The sequence below is a fragment of the Saccharopolyspora sp. NPDC050389 genome, from assembly GCF_040655595.1.
Lineage (GTDB): Bacteria > Actinomycetota > Actinomycetes > Mycobacteriales > Pseudonocardiaceae > Saccharopolyspora.
This window is the reverse complement of sequence record NZ_JBFAKG010000055.1, coordinates 32,258-54,715: the sequence shown is the minus strand read 5'-3', so window position 1 is coordinate 54,715 and position 22,458 is coordinate 32,258. Positions and strand designations below refer to the sequence as shown.

At 69.5% G+C, this 22,458-nt stretch carries 19 protein-coding genes; 8 read left to right on the top strand and 11 right to left on the bottom strand.

The window, feature by feature from the left end; genetic code table 11:
- Positions 1-382: 382 nt before the first annotated feature.
- A complete protein-coding gene (locus AB0I53_RS30860) occupies positions 383-922 on the bottom strand; it encodes a MarR family transcriptional regulator (RefSeq protein WP_358610668.1) in 540 nt (179 codons plus the stop codon).
- Between the two features lie 100 nt (positions 923-1,022).
- On the opposite strand from AB0I53_RS30860, the gene AB0I53_RS30855 reads away from it, so the two are divergent.
- The 3 genes from AB0I53_RS30855 (at position 1,023) to AB0I53_RS30845 (ending at position 4,187) form a co-directional block, all read left to right on the top strand.
- Positions 1,023-1,922: an EamA family transporter gene (locus tag AB0I53_RS30855; RefSeq protein WP_358610665.1), complete on the top strand. Its 900-nt coding sequence runs from the start codon at positions 1,023-1,025 to the stop codon at positions 1,920-1,922.
- Complete coding sequence (locus tag AB0I53_RS30850) at positions 1,919-2,494, top strand: NADPH-dependent FMN reductase (protein WP_358610662.1); 576 nt, start codon at positions 1,919-1,921, stop codon at positions 2,492-2,494. Before AB0I53_RS30855 ends, AB0I53_RS30850 begins: the two co-directional genes overlap by 4 nt.
- Positions 2,495-2,591: 97 nt before the next feature.
- The gene (locus AB0I53_RS30845) at positions 2,592-4,187 is read left to right on the top strand and encodes an MFS transporter (protein ID WP_358610659.1); all 1,596 of its coding nucleotides are present in this window, start codon (positions 2,592-2,594) and stop codon (positions 4,185-4,187) included.
- Between the two features lie 368 nt (positions 4,188-4,555).
- Here the strand turns inward: AB0I53_RS30845 and AB0I53_RS30840 are convergent, their stop codons facing one another.
- A complete protein-coding gene (locus AB0I53_RS30840) occupies positions 4,556-5,413 on the bottom strand; it encodes a TauD/TfdA family dioxygenase (RefSeq protein WP_358610656.1) in 858 nt (285 codons plus the stop codon).
- Between the two features lie 181 nt (positions 5,414-5,594).
- Between AB0I53_RS30840 and AB0I53_RS30835 the strand changes: the two genes are divergently transcribed.
- On the top strand, positions 5,595-6,623 hold the full coding sequence (locus AB0I53_RS30835; RefSeq protein WP_358610712.1) for a methyltransferase: 1,029 nt from the start codon (positions 5,595-5,597) through the stop codon (positions 6,621-6,623).
- 23 nt (positions 6,624-6,646) lie between these two features.
- Here AB0I53_RS30835 and AB0I53_RS30830 read toward each other — a convergent pair whose 3' ends face one another.
- From AB0I53_RS30830 to AB0I53_RS30815, 4 genes are read right to left on the bottom strand one after another with little or no spacing between them, the layout of a single operon-like run.
- Positions 6,647-7,945: an NAD(P)/FAD-dependent oxidoreductase gene (locus AB0I53_RS30830; protein ID WP_358610654.1), complete on the bottom strand. Its 1,299-nt coding sequence runs from the start codon at positions 7,943-7,945 to the stop codon at positions 6,647-6,649.
- Positions 7,942-8,925 carry a UbiA family prenyltransferase gene (locus AB0I53_RS30825; RefSeq protein ID WP_358610651.1) on the bottom strand — a complete coding sequence of 328 codons (984 nt, stop codon included), beginning with the start codon at positions 8,923-8,925 and terminating at the stop codon, positions 7,942-7,944. Before AB0I53_RS30825 ends, AB0I53_RS30830 begins: the two co-directional genes overlap by 4 nt.
- Positions 8,926-8,927: 2 nt before the next feature.
- A complete protein-coding gene (locus tag AB0I53_RS30820; RefSeq protein WP_358610648.1) occupies positions 8,928-9,935 on the bottom strand; it encodes a polyprenyl synthetase family protein in 1,008 nt (335 codons plus the stop codon).
- A gap of 1 nt (position 9,936) precedes the next feature.
- On the bottom strand, positions 9,937-10,968 hold the full coding sequence (locus AB0I53_RS30815; RefSeq protein ID WP_358610646.1) for an aminotransferase class I/II-fold pyridoxal phosphate-dependent enzyme: 1,032 nt from the start codon (positions 10,966-10,968) through the stop codon (positions 9,937-9,939).
- A 791-nt stretch (positions 10,969-11,759) separates the two neighbouring features.
- Between AB0I53_RS30815 and AB0I53_RS30810 the strand changes: the two genes are divergently transcribed.
- The 4 genes from AB0I53_RS30810 (at position 11,760) to AB0I53_RS30795 (ending at position 16,946) form a co-directional block, all read left to right on the top strand.
- Positions 11,760-11,996, top strand: coding sequence for a hypothetical protein (locus AB0I53_RS30810; RefSeq protein WP_358610643.1), 237 nt, complete (start codon positions 11,760-11,762; stop codon positions 11,994-11,996).
- A complete protein-coding gene (locus tag AB0I53_RS30805; protein ID WP_358610640.1) occupies positions 11,993-13,669 on the top strand; it encodes a prenyltransferase/squalene oxidase repeat-containing protein in 1,677 nt (558 codons plus the stop codon). Before AB0I53_RS30810 ends, AB0I53_RS30805 begins: the two co-directional genes overlap by 4 nt.
- A 77-nt stretch (positions 13,670-13,746) precedes the next feature.
- Entirely contained in the window at positions 13,747-14,955 is a 1,209-nt protein-coding gene (locus AB0I53_RS30800) for a cytochrome P450 (protein ID WP_358610637.1), read from the top strand.
- 566 nt (positions 14,956-15,521) lie between these two features.
- Positions 15,522-16,946, top strand: a complete 1,425-nt coding sequence (locus AB0I53_RS30795; RefSeq protein ID WP_358610634.1) for an MFS transporter — start codon at positions 15,522-15,524, stop codon at positions 16,944-16,946.
- Between the two features lie 297 nt (positions 16,947-17,243).
- Here the strand turns inward: AB0I53_RS30795 and AB0I53_RS30790 are convergent, their stop codons facing one another.
- The 5 genes from AB0I53_RS30790 to AB0I53_RS30770 form a co-directional block, all read right to left on the bottom strand.
- Positions 17,244-17,372, bottom strand: coding sequence for a hypothetical protein (locus tag AB0I53_RS30790; RefSeq protein ID WP_358610631.1), 129 nt, complete (start codon positions 17,370-17,372; stop codon positions 17,244-17,246).
- Between the two features lie 216 nt (positions 17,373-17,588).
- A complete protein-coding gene (locus AB0I53_RS30785) occupies positions 17,589-18,581 on the bottom strand; it encodes a LysR family transcriptional regulator (protein WP_358610628.1) in 993 nt (330 codons plus the stop codon).
- 48 nt (positions 18,582-18,629) lie between these two features.
- Positions 18,630-19,817 carry an acyl-CoA dehydrogenase family protein gene (locus AB0I53_RS30780; RefSeq protein WP_358610625.1) on the bottom strand — a complete coding sequence of 396 codons (1,188 nt, stop codon included), beginning with the start codon at positions 19,815-19,817 and terminating at the stop codon, positions 18,630-18,632.
- Entirely contained in the window at positions 19,814-21,022 is a 1,209-nt protein-coding gene (locus tag AB0I53_RS30775) for a CoA transferase (protein ID WP_358610622.1), read from the bottom strand. Before AB0I53_RS30775 ends, AB0I53_RS30780 begins: the two co-directional genes overlap by 4 nt.
- Complete coding sequence (locus AB0I53_RS30770; RefSeq protein ID WP_358610619.1) at positions 21,019-22,353, bottom strand: MFS transporter; 1,335 nt, start codon at positions 22,351-22,353, stop codon at positions 21,019-21,021. Before AB0I53_RS30770 ends, AB0I53_RS30775 begins: the two co-directional genes overlap by 4 nt.
- Positions 22,354-22,458: the final 105 nt, after the last annotated feature.

Sequence of the window (22,458 nt, the reverse complement as noted above, 5' to 3'; positions counted from 1 at the left end):
CGTGAGCGACAACGGACGAAGCAGGAAACCGCCAGTGCCCCGCCCATTTCGGGGCGGAGGCGGAGGAACGGCTCACATCGCAGAGGTCGCGACCGGGTCGGCGCTTCGGAACGAGCGTGACGCACGGCGTCTCAGGACCTCAGATGAGCAACGTTCCCTCTCCAATCGACGGCAGCAGAAGCTCGATTACTTTAAAGCGGCGCAGGAGGAACGTCAAGGAATAAACGAGACTTCTTTCATCAGCACGAGCACGCGCAGGGTTGACCGACCACGTCGGCAACCCTGCGCCGTCCTGTTTCCTTGGCGACAGCACTCCTTCCGGAGGGGCCGCCTACGGCCCACCGTCCGAAAAGGACACGATCTCACGAGGCTCGCGTCAGGCTCAGGTGTTCTCGGCTGGTTTGGCAGTGGCTCGGTCGCGGTCGAGCTGGTCTCCGAAGTGCTCGAGCAGGCGGCGGAGTTCGCCGGTGAGGTGCTGGTAGTCGGCTGTTTCGTAGTCCGGGAGCAGCCGTGCCTCGTTGGCCAGGTGGAGCCGGAAGACGCGGTCGACGACATCGATTCCGTGTGCGGTCAGGCGAACGCGCACCGAGCGGCGGTCGCCGGGGTCTCGGACGCGTTCGACGAGGTCTTTGGCTTCCATGCGGTCGATGCGGTTGGTGACCGTGCTCGAGGTGATCATCGCCGCCTCGAGCAGTGCGCCGGGGGTCAGTTCGTAGGGCGGGCCGGAGCGGCGCAAGGTGGTGAGAACGTCGAACTCCCACACCTCGAGACCTTGCTCGGCGTAGAAGTCCTTCAAGGCGCGGTCGAGGATCCGGGACAGTCGTTGCACTCGTCCCACGATCGCCACCGGCCACAGGTCTTCTGCCAGCTCCGGCGCCTCCTGACGCCAGAGGTCCATGATCATGTCGACGGTGTCGGCCACGTCCACTCCTTAATATCTCGACGTCGAGAAACTTGACATCGAGATTGCCTTCCTGATTTTATCTCGACATCGAGATTACCTGACGGAGGGAGGCAGTGACATGGTCGCCGTCGCAACCCTGGCACCCGAGGCACCCAGCCGCGAATCAACGCCGCTGCGCGACGCACTGCTCACCGCGATCGCGCCCGCGAGCTTCGGAACCGTCTACGTCGCAACCACTCTGCTGCTGCCGCCGGATCGGCCGTTGCTGGCCGCGGCCGCGCGTGCACTGCCCGCAGGTCTGCTCATCCTGGCGTTCACCCGGACGCTGCCGCGGGGGACGTGGTGGTGGAAGACGATGGCGCTCGGGATGCTCAACGTCGGCGCGTTCTTCCCACTGCTGTTCGTGGCCGTCTACCGGCTGCCCGGCGGGCTCGCCGCCACCTTCGGAGCGCTGCAGCCGCTCATCGTCGCGGCGCTGGCGGTCCCACTGCTGAAGACCCGCACTCCGCGCGCAGTGCTGCTCGCGTGCGTCGCGGTCGCGGCCGGTGTTGCGCTGATGACCACTACAGCCGCGACCATGCCGGACCCGGTCGGCATTGCCGCCATGCTCTCGGCAACCTCGCTGATGGGCTTGGCGATCGTGCTCGGCAAGAAGTGGGGTTCACCGGTTCCGGCGCTGACCATGACCGGATGGCAACTCACCATCGGCGGGCTGGCGCTCACGCCGTTGACGCTCGCGGTCGAAGGGCTGCCGACGACGTTCACCGCCGCGAACCTGATCGGCTTCGCCTACGTCGGGCTCATCGGAACCGCACTCGCCTACACGCTCTGGTTCCGCGGAGTGCAACGCCTCGCGCCGACCTCGACATCGCTGCTGTCGACCGCAAACCCGCTCGTCGCCACCCTGGCCGGATTCGCCTTCCTCGGCCAGACCCTCACCCCGTGGCAAATCACCGGATTCACCATCGCCCTCGTCGCCCTCGTCGTGGGCCAATCGATGAACAGGAGCACGAAATGACCGCACCGGCAAAGGAATACCGCGTTCTCGCCCTCTCCGGGAGCCTGCGCGCCGACTCCTACAACACCGCGCTGCTGCACGCGGCCGAGAAACTCAACCCCGGCCCGACGTCCATTCAGATCTACCCCGGTCTCGGCGACCTGCCGCTGTACAACCAGGACCTGGAACAAGGCGCGCTGCCGGCCGCAGTGCACGACCTGCACCAGCACGTCCTGCAGGCCGACGGACTGCTGATCGCGACGCCGGAGCACAACGCGTCGGCACCTGCCGCACTGAAGAACGCGATCGACTGGATGAGCCGCATGCCCGGCGGGGCGGGAATGGCAGGCAAGCCGGTCGCCGTGGTCGGCGCCTCGCCCGGTGCGCTGGGAACCGTGCGAGCCCAGCTGGCCCTGCGCCAGATTCTCGGGAGCATCGGCGCCGATGTGCTCGCCAAGCCGGAGGTGCTTGTCTTCCGCGCCCACGAGCAGTTCGACGCAAACGGGATCCTGGCCGATGAATTCACCCAGAACCTCCTGGTCGACCTCCTGGCAGAACTGGCCGGACGAATCGAACGCGGCGGCTTGACCTGAATTTAAGTCGAGGTTTTAGCGTCTCGTTCGACCCCGGTCGGGACACTGCCTCGCTCGCGCGCCACGACCCCGGTCCAAGCTACGAGGAAGGAAATCCATGTCATCGAACGCCCCCGAGGCCCCCGTCCGGAAGGCCGGGCCCCGGGAGTGGTTGGGGCTCGCCGTGCTGGCCCTGCCCACCCTGCTGATCTCCCTCGACCAGAGCGTGCTGTACCTGGCCCTGCCCCACCTCGCCGAAGGGCTGCAGCCCACCGGCACGCAGACGCTGTGGATCATGGACATCTACGGCTTCCTGATCGCCGGCTTCCTCATCACCATGGGCACCCTCGGCGACCGGATCGGCCGCCGCAAGCTGCTGATGATCGGCGCCGTGGCCGTCGGCATCACCTCGGTGGCCGCCGCCTTCGCCACCAGCGCGGAGGCCCTGATCGCCAGCCGCGCCCTGCTCGGCATCGCCGCCGCGACGCTGATGCCGTCCACCCTCGCCCTCATCAGCAACATGTTCCACGACCCGCACCAGCGCGGTCGCGCCATCGCGGTGTGGGCCAGCTGCTTCATGGGGGGCACGGCGCTCGGCCCGGTCATCGGCGGCGCACTGCTGGAGTTCTTCTGGTGGGGTTCGGTGTTCCTGCTCGGGGTGCCCGTCATGGTGGTGCTGCTGATCGCCGCCCCGCTCGTGCTGCCGGAGTACAAGGCCCCCAACGCCGGTCGGATCGACCTGTTGAGCGTCCTGCTGTCGCTGGTGTCGATCCTGTCGATCATCTACGGGCTTAAGGAGCTCGCGCGCTACGGCTTCACGCCGGTGCCGGTCGCCGCGATCGTCGTCGGCCTGGCCGTCGGCGCGGTGTTCGTGTCGCGGCAGGGCAAGCTGGCCCACCCGCTGCTCGACCTGAAGCTCTTCAGGGTCGGCTCCTTCACCGCTGCGCTGCTGATCTTGATGGTCTCGATGCTCGGCACCGGCGGCGGCTACCTCTTCATCACCGGGTTCCTCCAGATGGTCGAGGGACTCTCGCCGATGGCGGCGGGTCTGTGGATGCTGCCCGCGGCCATCGCCTCGATCATCGCCGCGCAGGTGGCACCGGTCTTCGCCAAGCACTTTCGGCTCGGCACCGTGATCGGCGTGGCCCTGCTCATCGGCATGACCGGCTACCTGATGCTCGTCTTCGTCGACCCGGTCGGCGGGATGCCGCTGTTGATGGCCGGATTCGTGATCATCTTCATCGGCGTCGGCACCTTCGGATCGCTCGGCACCAACCTGGTCGTCGGGTCCGTCCCGCCCGAGCGGGGCGGCTCCGCGGCGGGCCTCTCCTCCATCAGCGGCGACCTGGGCAACGCGCTCGGCATCGCCACCCTCGGCAGCCTCGGCACCGCCGTCTACCGCGCCTCGATCGTGCCCCCCGCCGGAATCCCGGCCGATGCCGCCGGGGCCGGCATGGCGAGCATGGAAGGCGCCGTCACCGCCGCCCGGGAACTACCCGCCAAGGCCGCCGAGGACTTGATGACCGCCGCCGAGGCGGCGTACACCAGCGGACTCAACACGATCGGCCTCGTCTGCGCCGTCCTCACCGCGATCAGCGCGATCATCGCGCTCACCATGCTGCGCAACCGCCGCGGAGCCACCCCGTCCGGCAACGCTGCACCGCAGCAGGAAGGCACCACCAAGACGGCCGAGCGCTCTCCTTCGACGGCCTGACGGCCCGCGACAGCGACGGTGGAGAACGCCGGCTTCGTGGTCGATGCGAAGCCGGCGTTCTCCTCATGCCCGGCTACCTCAGCAGCGCCCGCACAGCTCGGCACCGCCGCCCCTCGGCGTCGCGAGACTTGAGAACGGCCCGCCCGTTGCTCCTCCGCCCAGGCGTGTCTCATCGACAGAAGGTGGTCGACGGATCACCCGAGTACCAGGTGGCGTCGACATCGATCCGGCTCAGCGCCCAGGTATCGCGCGCACCATCTGCACAGATCAGAACCCCACCGGTGGTTTCACCGGTAGGGTTCCGCTGTTGGTGTCCAGGCCGGGGGCAGGACGGCGCATATCGGGGCGGCCGCGGCGGGCCGACGCCGTCATGCCCTGTTGCTGGCCGGCTGCCGGAAGTCGGCGGCGGTGATTCCGGTGTCCGCGAGGTGCGGCCAGCGCGGTTCGTCGCCCTTCGGTTCGTCACCCAGGATCGTCACGCGGTGCCCGACACGGCGTTCGGTGTAGTCGTTGACGGCATAGTGCTGGGTGGCCCTGTTGTCCCACACGGCGATCGCGCCCGGCCGCCAGCCGAACCGGCAGATGTTCTCCGGGCGCTCCGCCACGGTGAAGAGATGTTCGAGCAGCACATCGCTTTCCGCCCGGCGCAGCTGGGGGATGTGCATGGTGAACATCCGGTTCACGTACAGCGATCGCCTGCCGGTCACCGGATGCACGCGCACCACCGGGTGCTCGGCCTCGAAGGAGGTGCCGTTCGGGTGCGTGAAGGCATGCACGGCCGTCAGCCCGTCCAGGAAATCCCTGAGCGGCGCGGAGAGGGCCTCGTAGGCCAGGTACTGGTTGCTCCACATCGTGTCGCCGCCGCGCGGCGGGCACTGCACGATCTGCAGGATGGACGCGACCGGCGGATTCGCCTGGAAGGTCAGGTCGGTGTGCCAGACGTCGGCCTTCGCGCCCTGATCGGAGTCGAGCACCACGATCTCCTGGTGTCCGTCCATTTTGGGCAGGAACGGATGAACCTCCAGTTCTCCCAGGAAGCGGCCGAAATTCTTGTGCGCCTCGGCGGAGAGCGGATCTGCCTCCGGGAAGAACAGCACGAGATTCTCCATGAGCAGATCGTGCAGCTGCGCGAAAGATTCCTCGGTCAGCTTCTCCAGATCCAGTCCGCGCACCTCGGCGCCCAGTGCGCCGGAAACGGGACGTACGTCGATGTCGTTGCTCGCCATTGGACGATCACCTCATTTTCCTTTTGTACTCGCATATTCCTGGCATGCTTGCGCGAGCCCGCACCGGGTCCTCCGATGCGGCTCTCCTTGTGATCGCGGTCGTTGACGCGACGACCGGCGGCCGGTAAGGATGGAATGACGGAGGCGGTCGGGTCTTCAATTCGAAAGGAAACAGGTGTCCATGGATTCCGCGGAATCTCAAGATGCTGTCACCGAGACAAGTCTCGAACTGGCCAGACTCATCGATCTGGCAACACCTTTCGCCATTCGCGTCGCGGTGACGCTGCGGTTGCCGGAGCTGGTGTCCGGGGGCACGACCGAACTCGGTCCGCTCGCGACCGCCACGGGGGCACACCGGGAATCCCTGGCGCGGCTGCTGCGCCACCTCGTCCACATCGGACTGTTCGCTGAGAGCGAGCCAGGCGCCTACGGGCTGACGGCATTGTCCCGGCAGCTGCTCTCCGAGGACGGCAAGTGGTTGCGGGACTGGCTCGACCTGGAGGGGCCGGGCACCCGGATGGACCTGGCGTTCAGCGGCATGCTGCACTCCATCCGCACCGGCACGTCGGCCTATGGCACGGTGCACGGCACCCCGTTCTGGGACGACTACCAGCGAAACGACGACCTTCGGCGCTTCTTCGGCGGCGTCATGGCCGCCTACGCCTGGCAGACCGGACCGGTGCTGGCCACGGAGTTCGACTGGACGCGAGTGCGGACCGCCATCGACGTCGGCGGCGGGCACGGCGCCCTGCTCGCCGAGATCGTCCGGGCCAATCCGCACCTCGGCGGTGAGGTGCTCGATCTGCCGGCGGTCGCCCCGGAGGCCGGGCAGTTCTTGACCGAGGCGGGCGTGGCAGGGCAGATCTCGTTCGTGCCAGGCAGTTTCTTCGACCCGCTGCCGCCCGGCCGGGACGTCTACCTGGTCTCCCGTGTGCTCACGGACTGGAACGACGAGGACGCGGTGCGGATTCTGCGGCGCTGCGCCGAAGCCGCTGGCGACAGCAGCCGGGTACTGGTCGTGGAAGTTCTTGCCGGCGACGACCACGCCAAGCAGAACACCTCCTTCGACCTGCAGTCCCTGGTCCTGCTGGGCGGCCAGGAACGCAGCGTCGCGGACTTCGAGGCGCTGGTCGGCAAGGCGGGGCTGAGCCTGACCGAGACCCGCACCTGGCCCGGTGGCCTCGTCGTCGTGGAGTGCAGGCCGCAGTGACGCCCCCGGCATGGCGCCGGTCCTCATGCCCATCCGGGCCGGCGCCGTGCCAGCGGATCCGGCAGCAACCCGAGCTGGCAGAGCCGGTCGAACGGCGAAAGCCGGTGCAGGCCGAGACCCGCCAGGTTGTGCATGACGGTGAAGCTGAGCCGCTGGTTGGCTCCGGTGTTCCGCAGTGCCCGCCGGCCGATCGTGCGGCCCACCCACGACAGGTCGGTCAGCATGCGCGCGGCGTTGTGGCTGATCTTGCCGATCTGGAGCAGTTCGGGCAGACGTCGACGCTGGTACTCGTGCAAGGCGATGTCCACATCGGACTCTTCGAGGGACTGGGACCGGTCGGCGATGCAGGTGCTCAGGGCGTGGGCGTCGTAGATGGCGCTGTTCATGCCTTGCGCCGCCATCGGATGCACCGAATGCGCCGCTTCGCCGACCAGAGCCATGCCGGGCGCGGACAGGCCGCGGGCGACGAACCGGGCCACCGGAAACGTTTGCCGGTTGTGCAGACTGCCCCGCAACTGGTCCTCGAACGTCGCCAGATCGGGCAGTTCCGCGATCAGCGCGTCACCCCAGCACCGCATCGCGTCGTGCTCCATGCCCCGGAGCTCGTTCGGTTCTACCTGGACGTAGAGCCGGATCCGGTCCCCGGGCAGCGGATAGCGCATTCGCAGACCACGGTCGGTGACATAGGCGGTCACCTCCGCCTCCGCGCCGGGCACGTCGGGGATGTCGAGGGCGACCAGCCGGTGCGGGTAGTCCTTCCGGTTCGCGTCGATACCCGCCGCACGCCGAAGCCGCGATGAAACGCCGTCGGCCGCGATCACCAGCGGTGCGCGGATTTCGTGCGTACCCCCGCCTTCCCGCACGGTCAATCCGGTGATTCGTCCGGTGTCGTCGCGAACCGCCTCACGGACCGTCACACCGCGGCGAAGCCCGACGGTCTCCGGCAGGCTTTCGGCGAGCGCGCCCAGGATCGACTCGTGGTCGGCCGACAGCAGCCAGTTGGTCGCGTCCGGCAACTGCGTGTAGTCCAGCGACATCCGGGCGTCACCCCTGCCCTCGCAGGCGACCAGCGCGGAAAGCCTCACCGAGCCTTGATGTTCCAGGCGTTCGGTGACCCCCCACGCATCCAGGATCTTCAACGCCCCGGGCTGCAGCACCTCGCCCTTCGGTATCCGGGGCACCCTTGGTTGCTTCTCGACGACCACGACCCGCAGCCCCAGCGCACCGAGTGCATGTGCGGCGGCCAGGCCGCCCACACCCGCCCCGCAGACCACGACGTCTGCACGCTCGGTGCCGCCTTTCTCGAAAGCGGGAGAGTTCATGTCGGCTGGGTCTCCCTGTCGTCGGCGGCGATTTCGTGTTTCGACCGCATCACGGCCTGGGTCCACAGGCTGAAAACCAGCACCAGGACGAGCAGCGAGCCGACCGTGACCGCGGGGACGGTGCGAGCGAGGACCGCGCCGGCGAGAACGAGGCGTTCGGCGACCAGGAGCTCATGTGCCCGCAACGCACGGGCCTGGCTCAGCGTCGGCGCCAGCCACAGCAGCGGTAGCACCGCGACCAGGCCGACGCAGGCCGCTACGGCGAGCAGCACCGGGTAGCCGGGCCGGTGCGGCAGCAAGAGGCCGAACGCGGCGGTGACGATCGCCGAGACGTACAGAACCGTGGTCAGCCGGGTGGCGTAGCGCATCCCGTATCGCACGGGCACCGACCGGTAACCGGCGGCGCGATCGCCGTCCACGTCGCGGAGCGTGCCGACCAGGTTGGACGCCGTGTCGTGCAGCAGGAAGACCACGGAGAACGCGACTGCCGGCCAACCGGGCAGCGGATCCACGACCATGGCGCCGATCAGGAAGGCCAGCGCGGTGATCAGGCCGCGCACCAGGTTCCCGGAGAGACCACGGGCCTTGCAGAACCTGCTGTAGGCCACGATTCCGCCCAGTGCCACGACCACCAGCAGCAGCGTCCGCCAGTTCGCCCAGGTCAGCAGCGTCGCCGCGCCGACCGCGAACCCGATGCCGCAGGTGAGCGCGGTCCCGGCCGGCAGCCTTCCGGACGGGATGGGGCGCTGCGGTTTCGCGACCCGATCCAGCTCCCGGTCGAAGTAGTCACCGAGGTAGTGCCCGGACAGCCAGCCGAATGCGGGCCCGCATCCGGCGATGACGAACTCGGCGAGCCCGGCCGCGCCGCCGACACCGGCCCCCGCGACGCCCACGAGCACCGGATAGCAAAGCGTGTACGGCCGGCAGGTCTGCACGTGCGCCCACAGGCTTCGGCGCGCTCGCGCCCATCGGTCGCGCATGGCTACCGGTTCCGGTCGATGGACAGATCGGCGATGGCCAGCATCTGCTCGACCGCCGCTGTCCCCGGCAGGTCCGCGATGCTCTCGCGGGCCCAGGCGATCTCTTCGGCGGCGCGCGCCCGGCTGAGGTCCAGCGCTCCGGTGGTGATCAGGAGCTCCCGCATGAGCCGGTGCGAATCCGCGACCGGCATCCGGCCCGACAACGCCTCGGCGAACCGGCGCCGGTCGCCGTCCCCGGCGGCCTGGTAGCCGACGAGCACCGGGAACGTGGGGCGCAGATTGGCCACGTCGCTGGTGGCCGGCTTGCCCGTCGTCGGGGAATCGGCCAGATAGGGCAGCAGATCGTCGAAGATCTGGAAACCCACGCCGAGATGCTCGGCGTACCGGGTGACGGCGTCGACGTGTTCGGCGGTGGCGCCGCCGAGAATCGCCCCCGCCCGGCAGGCGCCCCGGAACAGTGCGCCGGTCTTGAGCGCCACCATTTCCTGGTAGTCGCCGACAGGGCAGTTCAGATCGCCGGCCATTCCGGCTTCCCGCACCTGCCCACGGCACACATCGGATCCCGCGGTGGACAGGACCCGGGCCGCCTCGAGCACGGCGGCCGGCTGCACGGCCGTGCATTCGAGGAGTGCGCTGGTCATGTTCAGGATCAGAAAATCGCCCGTGACCAGCGCGTCGGGCATGCCGTAATGGGCGTGCACGGTGGGCCGGCCCCGGCGCAGGTCGTCATCGTCGATGATGTCGTCGTGCACCAGTGTGGCCACGTGCAGGTATTCCACGGCCAGGGCGGCCGGAAGCAGCTGTGCGCTGTCGCCGCCGGTGGCATCCGCCGAGGTGAGCAGCAGCATCGGTCGCAGCATTTTGCCGGGCGCCAGCAGTGCGTAGCCGGCCATCTGGTCGGTCCGCTCGGCGACCGCCGACCACCTTTTCCGCATCTCGCGGTTGAGCAGCCCGATCAGTTCCGGCGAGCCGAATCCGGTGGGCACCGCGTAGGTTTCGGTGTTGGTCATGTCAGGCGCGATCGACGGAAACCGACTGCCGCGCCTGGGAGTCGCCGCCCGGCGGTTCGTCGCCGTGCAGGAAACGCCGGGTAAGTTCGAGCAATGCGTCGTTGGCCTCGGGAGTGCCGACCGTCACCCGGACCCCGGCGCCGCCGGCGAGCGTGCGCACCTCGATGCCACCGGCCGCGCAGAAGCGCACGAACGACTCGTTCGCCTCGCCGAGCGTCAGCCAGTGGAAGTTGCCATGGCTGTGAGGCACCTCCAGGCCGAGCGCGAGCAACCGCGCGTGCACCCGGTCGCGTTCGGCGGCGACTTCGGCGCACTGCCTTCGCATCACCTCCTCGGCGCGCAGCGCGACGATCGCGGCATCCTGTGCCACGGTGCTGACCCGGAAGAAGTACGAGCCGGGCCGGAGTCCGGTGACCACTGCCTCGTCGGCGATCAGGTAACCGACCCGGAGCCCGAGCAGCCCGTGGGACTTGGAGAAGGTGCGCACCACGCAAACGCGCGGATCTTCGGCTGCGAGCCGGATGCCGTTGGCGATCGCGGATCGATCGGCGAAATCGGCGTACGCCTCGTCGATCAGCACGAGGACGCCGGCGGGCAGGCGGTCCAGGAACGTCCGCATCTCGGCCTCGCCGAACACGGTTCCGGTCGGGTTGTTCGGATTGCACAGCAGCACGACCTTGGTCCGCTCGGTGACGGCGTCGGCCATCGCCACCAGGTCGTGAGCGTCCTCCCGGAGCGCCACCGGCACCGCCGTGGCACCCGCATTGCGCACCAGCAGCGGATACATCTCGAACGACGGCCACGCGTGCACGACCTCGCCACCGCCCGCGAAGGCGGTGAGAAACTGCTGCAGGAGCGCCCCCGAGCCGGGACCGACGAACACCTGCGCGGAATCCAGCCCGAAATGTCCGGCGATCGCCCGCGTCAACCCGGTGGACATCGCGTCGAGCGTCAGGTTGACCCGACCGGATCCGTCCGCAATGGCCTCACGCACTCCGGGCAGTGGTGCCGCGAAATTCTCGTTCAGGGACAATTGGTGCCGGATGGTAGTCACAGGCTGATCTCCGTTCATGACGTGCACACGTTCTCACCGCGCAAGCGGAATCCGGTCGCGGCCGATAGGGCCGCGAAAGGCGAACAGGCTTGACCGAAACGAGGAAGACCGGGATTCGGGCCGGGTGGATCAGAGGATTCCGGGTCGGCCGGCCGCGAAACGGGTGCGCGATTAGCCCGTGGGCTCCCGCCTGAACCGCTGCGCGGGCTCGTGGCGCGTGCCGTCGAGCGACACCGCGTCCGGAGGTGAATCGTTCGGTAGGCGTGCGTCGCGGGCAAGGGACCTGTGGCCTGCGATCTCCAAGTTCACTCCTTCGGCAAGGGAAACCTTCACCAGGAAGCCCCGCTCGTCCCGGACACCTTTTCCTGTCAGGGCGATGCGGGGAACAGGCGGCCGGCTCCCTGTTCCGGCGCGGACCAGGGTGCATCCGTCTCATCGTCGAGGACTTGTGATATTGATCTTGATTACGTCAGACCAGACACCGTCGTGTCAACGGGTCCGCGCCAAGAAGGGCGCGAATGGGCAAATGATGTTGCCCGAAAGTCCCTAAAAGTCCATCAACTTGAAGATGCCCTGCCTACGGCGCATCGCGGGTGGGCGGCAGACCGGCGTTGCACCGGCATGTACGAAATCGACGGTATACTACTGAAAAGCGGGTTCCGCGTGCTCCAGTCCCCGGACTCTCCAGCATCCGGACTCCCCGGTCTCGATCTGGCTCATTGCAGACACATCGCGCGAAAACCTGGTCGATCCAGGAGTGATCGAGTACGGTGAAGCACGCGCGAAATCGGTTAGCGGACAACGTATTTCGCCCGAAATCCGCGACCGGTATCCGCGACCACGACGCCGACGACCTGCCCGATCAACAGGTCGTCACCTGGTCGGCGGTTGTGGCGGGTACGCGCACAGGTGCGGGTACCCGCCGGTTCGAAGAAATCCTCTCCGGGCCGCATGTGCCCCGCCACGAGTTGCCGAATACCACGACTGGGCTGGAGGAATCCGCATGACGACGGTGCAGGCCGACCCCGATCCGTTCACGGACGCGCTCGACAAGGCGATCCGTGAGGGCGCGGAGGCGCTGTTCCTCGCTCAGCGTGCCGACGGCGTGTTCGACTACAGCGAGGACAATCTGACCTCGACGCTGGGGACGGTCGGTGCGCTGTCCGCGCTGCATTACGCCGATCCGGACGGCAGTGCGGACTTGATCGCGGCGGGCGCCGGGTGGCTCAGGCGAACGCAGAACGCCGATGGCGGTTGGGCGATGGTTCCCGGCCTGTCCAGCGAGGCCGGGCCGACGGCCGTCGGCTCGGCCGTGCTCCACCTGGTCGACCCGGTGGGCAGCTCCGAGTCGGTGGCGGCCGGGCAGCGCTGGATGACGGATTTCGGCGGCTTGGACGCGATCCCGCACCCCGAGGTCGTCTCGTGGTGCCGGCAGTACTACGGCTTCGTCGGCTGGCTGGCTCCCGAGGAAATGCGCCGCTTCCCGCTGGAGGTGGCGCTATTGCCGGGCCTGTACCGCAGACTGTTCGACCTGCGTGTGCCGATGGCGTTCGCGCTCGGCCTCGCCCAGGCCCGGCACAAGCCCCTCACCCGCTTCCAGCGGGTGCTGGCCCGTCTTGGGGAGCCGAACGCGCTGAAGGCGATCCGGCAGGTCTACGAGCATGAGGGCTCGACCGGGGCCTGGTGCGAGAACGCCTGGGTCACCGGTCTGGTCTGCACCGGTCTGGCCCGCGCGGACCTGGCGCCGGACATGGTCGAAGCCGCGGTCAAGTGGTTTCGCCGGACGATGGACCCCGACGGCTGGTGGCAGACCGGGCCGCTCGACGCGGCGTGGACGATGTACGCCGCGCGCGGTCTTGCCGAGGCCGGCTACGCCGACGACCCGAGGCTGGCCGCGTCGGCCGAGCTGTTCGTGCGCCTCCAGCAGCATCGCCCGTTCCTCGCGTTCGGGTGCCCACCGGGCTACTGGGGCTGGGCGGGCACCGAGGGCTGGCCATCGACCTTGGAGACCAGCGAGATCCTTTCCGTGCTGTGCCGGCTGCCCGGCGGGGGGCAGGCCAGGGCGATCGAGCGCGGTGTCGACTGGCTGACCCGGTTGCAGGACACCCGCGGCTCCTGGGGACTCTGCGTGCGCAACACCAAGGTCGCCAACAGCGGGCCGTGCCCGATGACCACCGTGCAGGCCGTTGACGCGCTGCTCGACGCGGGTGTCCCGGCGGATGACCGCCGGGTTCGCCGCGCGCTGCGCTGGCTCGCCAAGGCCCAGTTGCCGGACGGTGCCTTCGAGTCGGTGTGGTACCGGCACCACACGATGGCTACCGCCGCCGTGCTCGAAACCTTCTCCAAAGCCGGCTTGGCGGACGACGGAACGGCCCGCCGCGCGAGGGCATGGCTGGAACGTGCCCGGCTGTCCGACGGCTCGTGGGGCGACGGGGATGGTGCGTCCGCCACTGTCGAAGAGACCGGCTGGGCGATCTCGGGCCTGCTGGCCTCGGGCGCCGATCCGGCTTACGTGCGTCCTGGGGTGGACTGGTTGCTGGAGAGACGGACACCCGGCGGTGGGTGGCCGGCGGAGAGCGTCCACGAGTACGTGCGCTACGTGAGCCGGTACAGCAACCCCGCGTTCACGCAGGGCATGGCCCTTCGCGCGCTCGGCCGCTACCGGGATGCGGTGCGCTGATCCCGCGCGTCTGCTTCCGCAGGTGTTCCGGCATCGCCGAACCGCCGTACCCCACACTCCAAGGAACGGAGAACCCCATGACAGGTGCGACGCAAGAGGATTCCTTCACCGAGCACTACTGGCGAGACCCGCACGCGGCGCTCGCCGGGACGCGCGAGACCTGTCCCGTCCGCGAGGTCGACTTCGAGGGTGGACGGACCTGGCTGGTCACCCGCTACGACGACGTGCGGGCGGGGCTCGCCGACGAGCGGCTGGCGAAGGACTGGCGGTCCAGTCTGCCCGCCGAGGAACGCGCGTCCGCACCGCCTGGGCTGCCTGCCCCGATGTCGCACATGCTGACCTCGCTCGACCCGCCTGAACACACCCGGCTGCGAAGCCTGGTAACCCAGGCGTTCACCGCTCGCCGGATCGCCAGGCTGCGCCCGCGCGTCGAGTCCGTCGCCGGGGAACTGCTGGCGGATCTGCCCGAGGACGAACCGGTCGATCTCGTGGCGCGGTACGCGATCGTGCTGCCGATGGTGGTGATCAGTGAACTGCTCGGCGTCCCCGAGATCGACCGGGACGAGTTCGCACGCCTGTCCACCGTTCTCATCGACGAATGCCCCGAGCCCGAGCTGGAGCGTGCCTCCGCCCAGATGGCCACTTACCTGGAGGGGCTTGTCGCGGCCAAGCGCGCCGCGCCCGACGATGCACTGCTCTCCGCGCTGATCTCGGCGTCCGACGAGGGTGACCGGCTCTCCGACCTGGAGATCGTGGCGATGGCCATGCTGCTGCTGATGGCGGGCCACGAGACCACCGCGGTGTTCATCACCAACAGCGTCCGCGTCCTGGTGGCCGACGACTCCGCGCGCGAGCGACTCGCCAGGCCCGAGTCGGTGCCGTCGCTGATCGAGGAGTTGCTGCGCTGGCTCTCGCCGGCCCTCAACGCCTCATTGCGGTTCGCCACCGAAGACCTGGAGATCGGCGGGGTCACGATCCCCAGGGGCGCATCGGTCACCCTGTCCACGGGTGCGGCCAACCGTGACCCGGCGCGGTTCGGGGATCCGGACGTGCTGGACCCGGACCGCAACACCGCCGGCCACCTCGCCTTCGGCTACGGCATCCACCGATGCCTGGGTGCCGCCCTGGTCCGGCTGGAGGGCGAGGTCGGGCTGGCCGCCCTGTTCAATCGCTTCCCGCGACTGCGCATCGTGGCCGACCCGGCCGAGCTGACCTACCGCCGCAGCGTCCACGTGCACGCCCCGCGTACGTTGCCGGTAGTGCTCGGTGCCCGCGCCGGGGGCTGAGGCGCGCAACGTGGTGGCACGAAGCAGTGGGGCACCCCGTTTTTCCGGAATGCCCCCACTCGCACTTCTGTGGGCCCGCTTCATGCTGTGGATCGGCGGAGCGGCTCAGTTCGGTGCGGTGATCGGGACGCGGAGTAGTGCGAATCGTCCGGCAGACGACTTCCCGCAGGCGACACCAGGTGGTGATGATCGCGACGGCGGAGAAGTTCAGCACGAGGCTGTTCGGAGTCTGGTCACTCACTGAATCTGCTCGTCTCCGATGCCGGTCATCCGCGGGTTGCCGCGCGGCTGATGAGCCGGCAACGACATCGTCGAGACCATCGACTGGATCCGCGCCACACCGGACAAAACACGAACACGACCCGGCGGACACGCCCTAATGCTCTTGCGGCATCGAGAAAGTGCTCCGGCCCGCCACAGGTGAAGGAAAACCCTGAAAACGCGACTCCTGTCCAGGATGGACGGGCGCTACCGGCATGATCGCGATACTTCGGCGGTTGACGGCTTCGTGGAACCCTCCGGACTCCGAGTCCCCGACCGCGCAGATGATGGGAGCTCATCCGCCCATGACCAGTGCCTCCAGCACGCCGCCCGTCGCAGCCCCGCAGGTGCGGTCGGGCACAGTCGTCCCGGTGCTGGCGTTCAGCGGCATCGTCGTCTCGCTCACGCTGGCCCTGATGATCCCGCTGGTGCCCCAGCTACCCGGGATGCTGAGCGCGAGCGCGGCGGATGCCGCGTGGACGATCACCGCCGCGCTGTTTGCCGCGGCCGTCGCCACGCCCACCGTCGGCCGGCTCGGCGACATGTACGGAAAGCGGCGGATGCTGCTGTTCAGCCTCGGGATGCTGGTGCTGGGCTCGGTCGTCTGCGCACTGTCGAGCGGGCTCGCCCCGATGGTGGCCGGGCGGGTGTTGCAGGGTTTGTCCGCCGGTGTCATCCCGCTGGGCGTCAGCATCATGCGCGACGAGCTGCCGCCGGAACGGCTCAGTGGCGCGACCGCGGTGATGACCGCCTCCCTCGGCGTCGGCGCGGCGCTGGGGCTGCCCGCGGCGGCGTTCATCGCCGAGAACGCCGACTGGCGCACCCTGTTCTGGGTGGCCGCGGCCCTCGGCGCCGTCGGAGCAGTGCTCGTGATCTCGTTCGTGCCGGAGTCGCGGGTCCGCACCGGCGGGCGGTTCGACCTGCCGGGCGCGGTGGGCCTGTCGGTCGCGTTGCTGTGCCTGCTGCTGGTGATCTCCAAGGGCGCGGACTGGGGCTGGACCGGCGGTTTGACTCCCGGACTGCTCGTCACCGGGCTGGCGGTGCTGGCGGTGTGGGGCTGGTGGGAGCTGCGTGCGCCGCAGCCGCTGGTCGACCTGCGCACCACCGTGCGCCGCCAGGTGCTGCTCACCAACCTCGCTTCCGTGGTGTTCGGGTTCGCGATGTTCGCGATGTCCCTGGTCGTCCCGCAACTGCTGCAACTGCCCGTAGCCACCGGATACGGGCTCGGGCAGTCGATCCTCGCTGCGGGCCTGGTGATGGCGCCGAACGGGCTGATCATGATGGCGATGGCGCCGGTGTCGGCGCGGATCTCGCGGACCAGGGGACCGAAGGTCACGCTGATGGCCGGCGCGCTCGTGGTCGCCATTGGGTACGGCTTGAGCCAGGTGATGATGTCGAGCATCTGGCAGCTCGTGATCGTCTCCAGCATCGTCGGCGTCGGCGTCGGACTCGGCTACGCCGCGATGCCCGCGCTCATCATGGCCGCCGTGCCGGTGTCCGAGACCGCGGCGGCCAACAGCCTCAACACGCTGATGCGCTCCATCGGCACCTCGCTGTCCAGTTCGGTCGCGGGGGTCGTGCTCGCGCACATGACGATCAACCTGGGCGGCGCGGCGGTCCCCTCGCTCAACGGGTTCCGCGTCGTGCTGACCATCGGCGCGGTCGCCGCGCTCTTCGCCCTGTTGATCGCCACCTTCCTGCCGGGCTCCGCGCGTTCCGCGGACCGGTAGCCCGGTCGTCGACCGAAGCGACCGGGTGCCCGCACGACTCCGGCTATTGATCTCCACCGTCGCGCCCGACTTGTGCACACCGGCCGGAAATCCCTGCTGTGCCTGGCCGATCGCCGATCCGAGATCACCAGCGCATTCACCCGCCTGGTAGCCCTTTACCGCACCACGAGGCGGAGGCGCTGAGCGCATCCACCAGCCGATGATCTATGTCCGATGTGGACTGCGAGGACGTCTGTCCGAAGTGGTGCGTAGCCGAGGACCGGCACGCCGGAGGGGTTTCCGGCGGGACGGCACCCGTCAACCGGCGAGTTCGGGGTAGTCGGTGCAGCCGCGGTGGTCCCCGCCGTAGAAGGTCTCCTGGTCTGGGGTGTTGAACGGGCCGCCGGCCGCGAGGCGGCGGGGCAGGTCGGGGTTGGCCAGGAACAACTAGCCGAAGGCGACCACGTCCGCGGTTCCGTCCCGGACGAGGTCGACGGCGTCCGGGCCGGTCACCCGCGGGCGGGTGACCGGGTTCAGGACGAACGAGCCGGGCCAGTCCTTGCGCAAGCACCTCGTCAGGTCGGGGTTGGGGCTTTCGACCTGGGTCTACCTCGGAATGATCGCGGCGGAGCCGGTTTTCCGGGAGATGCGGCGGAATTCCGCCTACCTGGTGCCGCCTGGCTGCATCGGGCGGTGCACGTCGTCGTAGGCGGCGTCGGCCGCGTCCATGAGGCCGGCCCCCTCGGCTTGGAGGCCGTCGATGGCGGCGTACCAGGTGTCGAGGGTGGCCTTGCACTCGCGGACCACCTCCTCCGCCACCGGGCTCAACGCCGCGGGGCGGTGGACGACCCCGAAGGGCACCGACACCAGCGGATCGGTTTCGACCACGACGGCACCGAGCCGCCGCGCCTGAACGGCCATCCGCAGCGGCAGGAAGGCGTGCACACCGCCGCCCAGGACGAGCGTGAGCTGCGCGTGGCGATTGGGCATGCTCGCGATCAGCCGCGGCTCCACCCCGACATCGCGCAGAGCCGTCGCGACCCGGTCGTTCTCGCGCTGCGCGAGCGAGCAGATCGTCAGCGGCAAGTCGCCGAGGGCGTCGAGCGGCAGCCGCCCGGTCGGCGGCGCCGGCGAACCCGGCGGCATCACCAGCAGCAACCGCTGCACTCCGAGCTGGACGAAGTCCAGGCTCTCGGTGGGAATCGGCTGAGTGGTGAACCCGAGTTCGTACCGGCCGGCGACGACCTCACCGCACAGCGCCCGGACGCCGGCGGCCTCGGCGATGTCCAACCGCACGTCCGGATGCCGGGCCCGGAACGACGTGATCCAGGAGGCGACCGCGTCGCTGGACATCTCCGGCATCGTGCCGATGGAAACCGAGCCGGCCTTGAGATCCCGGGCCCGGCTCATCGCGTCCCGGGCGGCCACGACGTCGTCGAGGATCGCCCGCGCCTTCGGAACCAGCAGCGTCCCCGCGGGGGTCAGCACGAGGCTGCGCCGCGCCACGCGCTGGAACAGTTCCACGCCGAGCTCGCGTTCGAGCGCCTGGATCGCTTGGGAGAGCGCCGGCTGGGAGACGTAGAGGCGCTGCGCGGCCCGGTTCAGCCCCTCGTGCTCGACCACGGCCAGGAAGTACTCGATCTGGCGCAGCTCCATCGTCCCTCCTCCGATCGTCCGGGGCCGGCGCGCTCCAGCGGACGAGCCCTAACGTACGCGGTAGCTGTCCGGCAGCACCCCTTCAGCCGCGACCGACCGGATCATCGCGCGGCCCAGGTTCCGCTCGTGGATCGCGGAGGCGCCCTCGTAGATGCGCAAGGTGCGGACGTCGCGCCACATCCGGGGCACGGGGTGCGGCCCGACGATGCCCTCGCCGCCGAGCAGCTGCACGCACCGGTCGGCGACCCTGCCGACCATCTCCGAGCAGTACAGCTTCGCCGCCGAAATCCGCTGCCGGGGCACGGTCCCGGCGTCGAACGCGCGAGCGGCGTCCAGGGCGAGGGCTCGCCCGGCCTCCATCTCCGAGTAGCACCGGCCCAGCTCGGCCTGCACGACGCCGAGATCGGCGAGCGGGGCGCCGAACTGGTGCCGCTCGGTGACGTGGCAGGTGGTCTCCTCCAGCATCCGGGTCGCCTGGCCGACGCAGGTCGCGGCGACGTGGAGCCGGGCGTGGTTGATCCCGCGCATCGCGGCCTTGAGCCCGGTGCCGGGCACCCCGCCGAGCAGCCGGTCCTCGGCGACGACCGCCGAATCCAGCTCGATCTCGGCGACGGGGCCCTCGGCGTGGCCGTTCATGAGGTCCGGGATCCGGGTCGACACGCCGGGCACGGTCTTGTCGACGATGAACGCGGACACCTCGGGGCCATCGGTGCCGTCCGTGCGCGCGAAGACGAGCAGCGTGTCCGCCCAGTGGGCGTTGGTGATGTAGCGCTTCGTCCCGTCCAGAACCCAGCCGTCGCCGGTGCGCCGGGCGACGGTCTGGACGTTGGTGGCGTCGGAACCGGCTTCCGGCTCAGTCAGCGCGAACGAGGTCACCCGCCGGCCGGCCGCCATATCCGGCAGCATCTCGCGGCGCTGCTCCTCCGTGCCGTGGTCGAGCACCGCCTGCGAGCAGAGGCCGATCACGGTCGAGAAGCGGGACCGGTACACGCACGACGCCCTGGTGAACTCGAACGTCAGCAGCACCTGCTGCTCCATGGTCCAGCCGAGCCCGCCGTAGGCCGGCGGGATCGAGATGCCGAACAGCCCGAGCTCGGCCATGCGCCGCACGATCGCGTCCGGAACCTGCCCGGCGGCAACCATTTCCGCCTCGGCGGGGATCAGCTCGTCGTCGGTGAACGCGGCGATCGTGCGCAGGTACTCGTCGAAGTCGGCCTTGCCGGCGGCGCGGGTCATCGTTTCTCCATCTCTGGTCGCGGTTGCTCCGGTAGGGCGACGACGCCGTCGTCGGCCAGCCGGTCGATCTCGTCCTCGCTGCGCCCGAGTTCGCGCAGCACGTCGCGGGTGTGGGCGCCCAGCCGGGGCGCGGCCGACGTCCGGCCGCGGGGCGCCCCGTCGACGCGGAAGGGCGCGGCCGGGGCGTCGATCCCGAGCTCGCCCAGCTCGACGACCAGGCCCGACGCGACGAGGTCGGCGTCCTTCACGAGCTCGTCGAACGACCGCACCGAGCCGCACACGATCCCCCGCGAGGCCAGCAGCGCGATCGCCCCGTCACGGGTGAGGTGGCCGAGAGCGGAGCTGAGGACCTCCTTCAGCGCCAACCGGTTCGCGACCCTCGACTCGTTGTCCGCGAAGCGCGGGTCGGCCGCGAGCTCGGGCCTGCCGATCGCCTCGCACAGCGCGGCCCACTTGGTCGCGGTGTAGGCGGACACCACGATGGCGCCGTCGACGGTCTGCACGAGGTCCGCGGCGGGCGCCACAGCGGGCTGGCCGTTGCCCGTCCGCCGGGGCGCCTCGCCGGTGAGGCGGTAGCTCGCCCACTGCGCCGCCTGGGCCGCGACCACCGCTTCCATCAGCGAGGTCTCGACGATCGCACCGTCTCCGGTCCGGCCGCGCCGGACGAGCGCCGCGAGCACCCCGGCCGCCAGGGCGTTCGCGGCCAATACGTCGGCGACGGTGAAGCCGACGCGCTGCGGTTCGCCGTCGGCGTCGCCGGTGGTGTGCATGATCCCGAACTCGGCCTGGGCCGCGATGTCCAGCCCGGCTCGCCCCGCCGACGGGCCTCGGGTCCCGAAGCCGGTGACGAAGCCGTAGACGATGTGCGCGTGGCGCGAGCGCGTCCGCTCCGGGCCGATGCCGAGGCGTTCGGCCGAGCCGTGCCGGAAGTTGTGCAGCAGCACGTCCGATCCCGCGCACAGCTCGTCGAGGACGCGGAGGCCCTCGGGATGCCGCAGGTCGATCGCGATGCTGCGCTTGCCGCGGTTGTTGGCGTGCAGCATCGCTGCGCCGAACGAGCCGACAGATCGCGCCTGGTCGCCGGTGAGGCTCTCCACCTTGATCACCTCGGCGCCCAGGTCGGCGAGCTGCTGGCCGGCCCCGGGAGCGGCGATGTACTGGCCCAGGTCCACCACCCGGACTCCGGTCAACGGTGCCTCGATCACGAAACCCTCCCCATTGCCGTCTCGGCCTCCAGAGTCCGGCGGGCGGCCTCCGGATCCAGCAGGCGCGCGCCGATCACGGCGAACACGCAGATCGCGATGCCGACGACGAGGAAACCGTTCGAATAGCCCTCGGACGGCGTCGGACCGGCCTGGACGATGAGCCCCAACGCGTAAGGGGCGACGATTCCCGCGATGCTGTAGAAGCCGATCACGCACCCGAAGAACGCGGCCCGCTGGCGTTGCGGGAGGAAGTCGGACGCGCCCGCGAAAGCAACCGAGAACGCGACGCTGTTGATCGAGAAGGTGCAGATCACCAGCACCAGCTGGAGCGTGCCCGGCCCGACCAGCGCGAACGCGATCATGCTCAGCCCAGCGAAGACGATCAGCGCGCCGCTGAGGTGACCGCGCGCGGCCCGGGAGCTCCAGCCCCGCGAGAGGAGCCGGCCGGACAGGTATCCGCTGGCGACGAGCACGACGACCGCCGTGGCGTAGGGCGCCGTGACCAGCCATCCGACGGTGGTCGGCGCGTAGCCGAGGCCTTCGCCGAGGAAAGCGGGCAGCCACGAGACCTTCAGCGAGGTGATGAGGTAGCCCGCGAACGACAGCAGGCTGAGCCCCCAGAAGCTGGGCAGCCGCAGCAGCCGGAGGAACGGCACGTCGATGTGGCCGTTCGGGTCCGCCTCCGCCGCGGCCCGTGCCCCGGCCGCCGGGCGCTTCCGCAGCGGCTGCCGCTCGACGTAGCACAGCCAGACGACCAGCCAGACCACGCCGACCGCGATCAGCACGAGGAACGCGGCGTGCCAGGAGTGCGAGACGATGACCCACGTCAGCACCGGCGCGGAGATCAGCGGGCCGACCGACGACCCCGCGTTCACGATCGACCCGGCGAACGCGCGCTTCTCCTTCGGGAACCGGTCGGCGACGACGCTCTGGCACAGGGCGTGCGCCGGCCCCTCGAAGAAGCCCAGCACGATCCGGGACGCCAGCAGCACCCCGAACGTCGTGGGCACCGTGAGCGGCAGCATGCTGGCGACCCAGGTGAACATCAGGATGGCCGCCGCCCACTTCGCGGAGATCCAGCGCATGGCGGCGGACAATCCCACCGCGCCGACGGCGAACAGCCAGAAGAACGCGCTGCCGACCAGGCCGAAATCCCCGGCGCTCAGACCGAGATCCCGGCGGATCTGCTGCGCCGCCAACCCCACCGCGGCCTTGTCCGCGAAGTTCAGGGTGAAGAAGACGAAGAGCAGGATGACGACGCCCCAGGCCTTGCGGTCCGGGCGTGGGAGCACCGGTGACACCACCGGCGTCCCGATTTCGGCTGATGCCATGTGAGCCTCCGTCGACGGCCTTGACTTCGCTGACAAGCGCTGCGCCGCAATCACTCCACCGGCGATCGGCGGAACCAACAAGGCCGAATCCCGAGTCACGCTTAT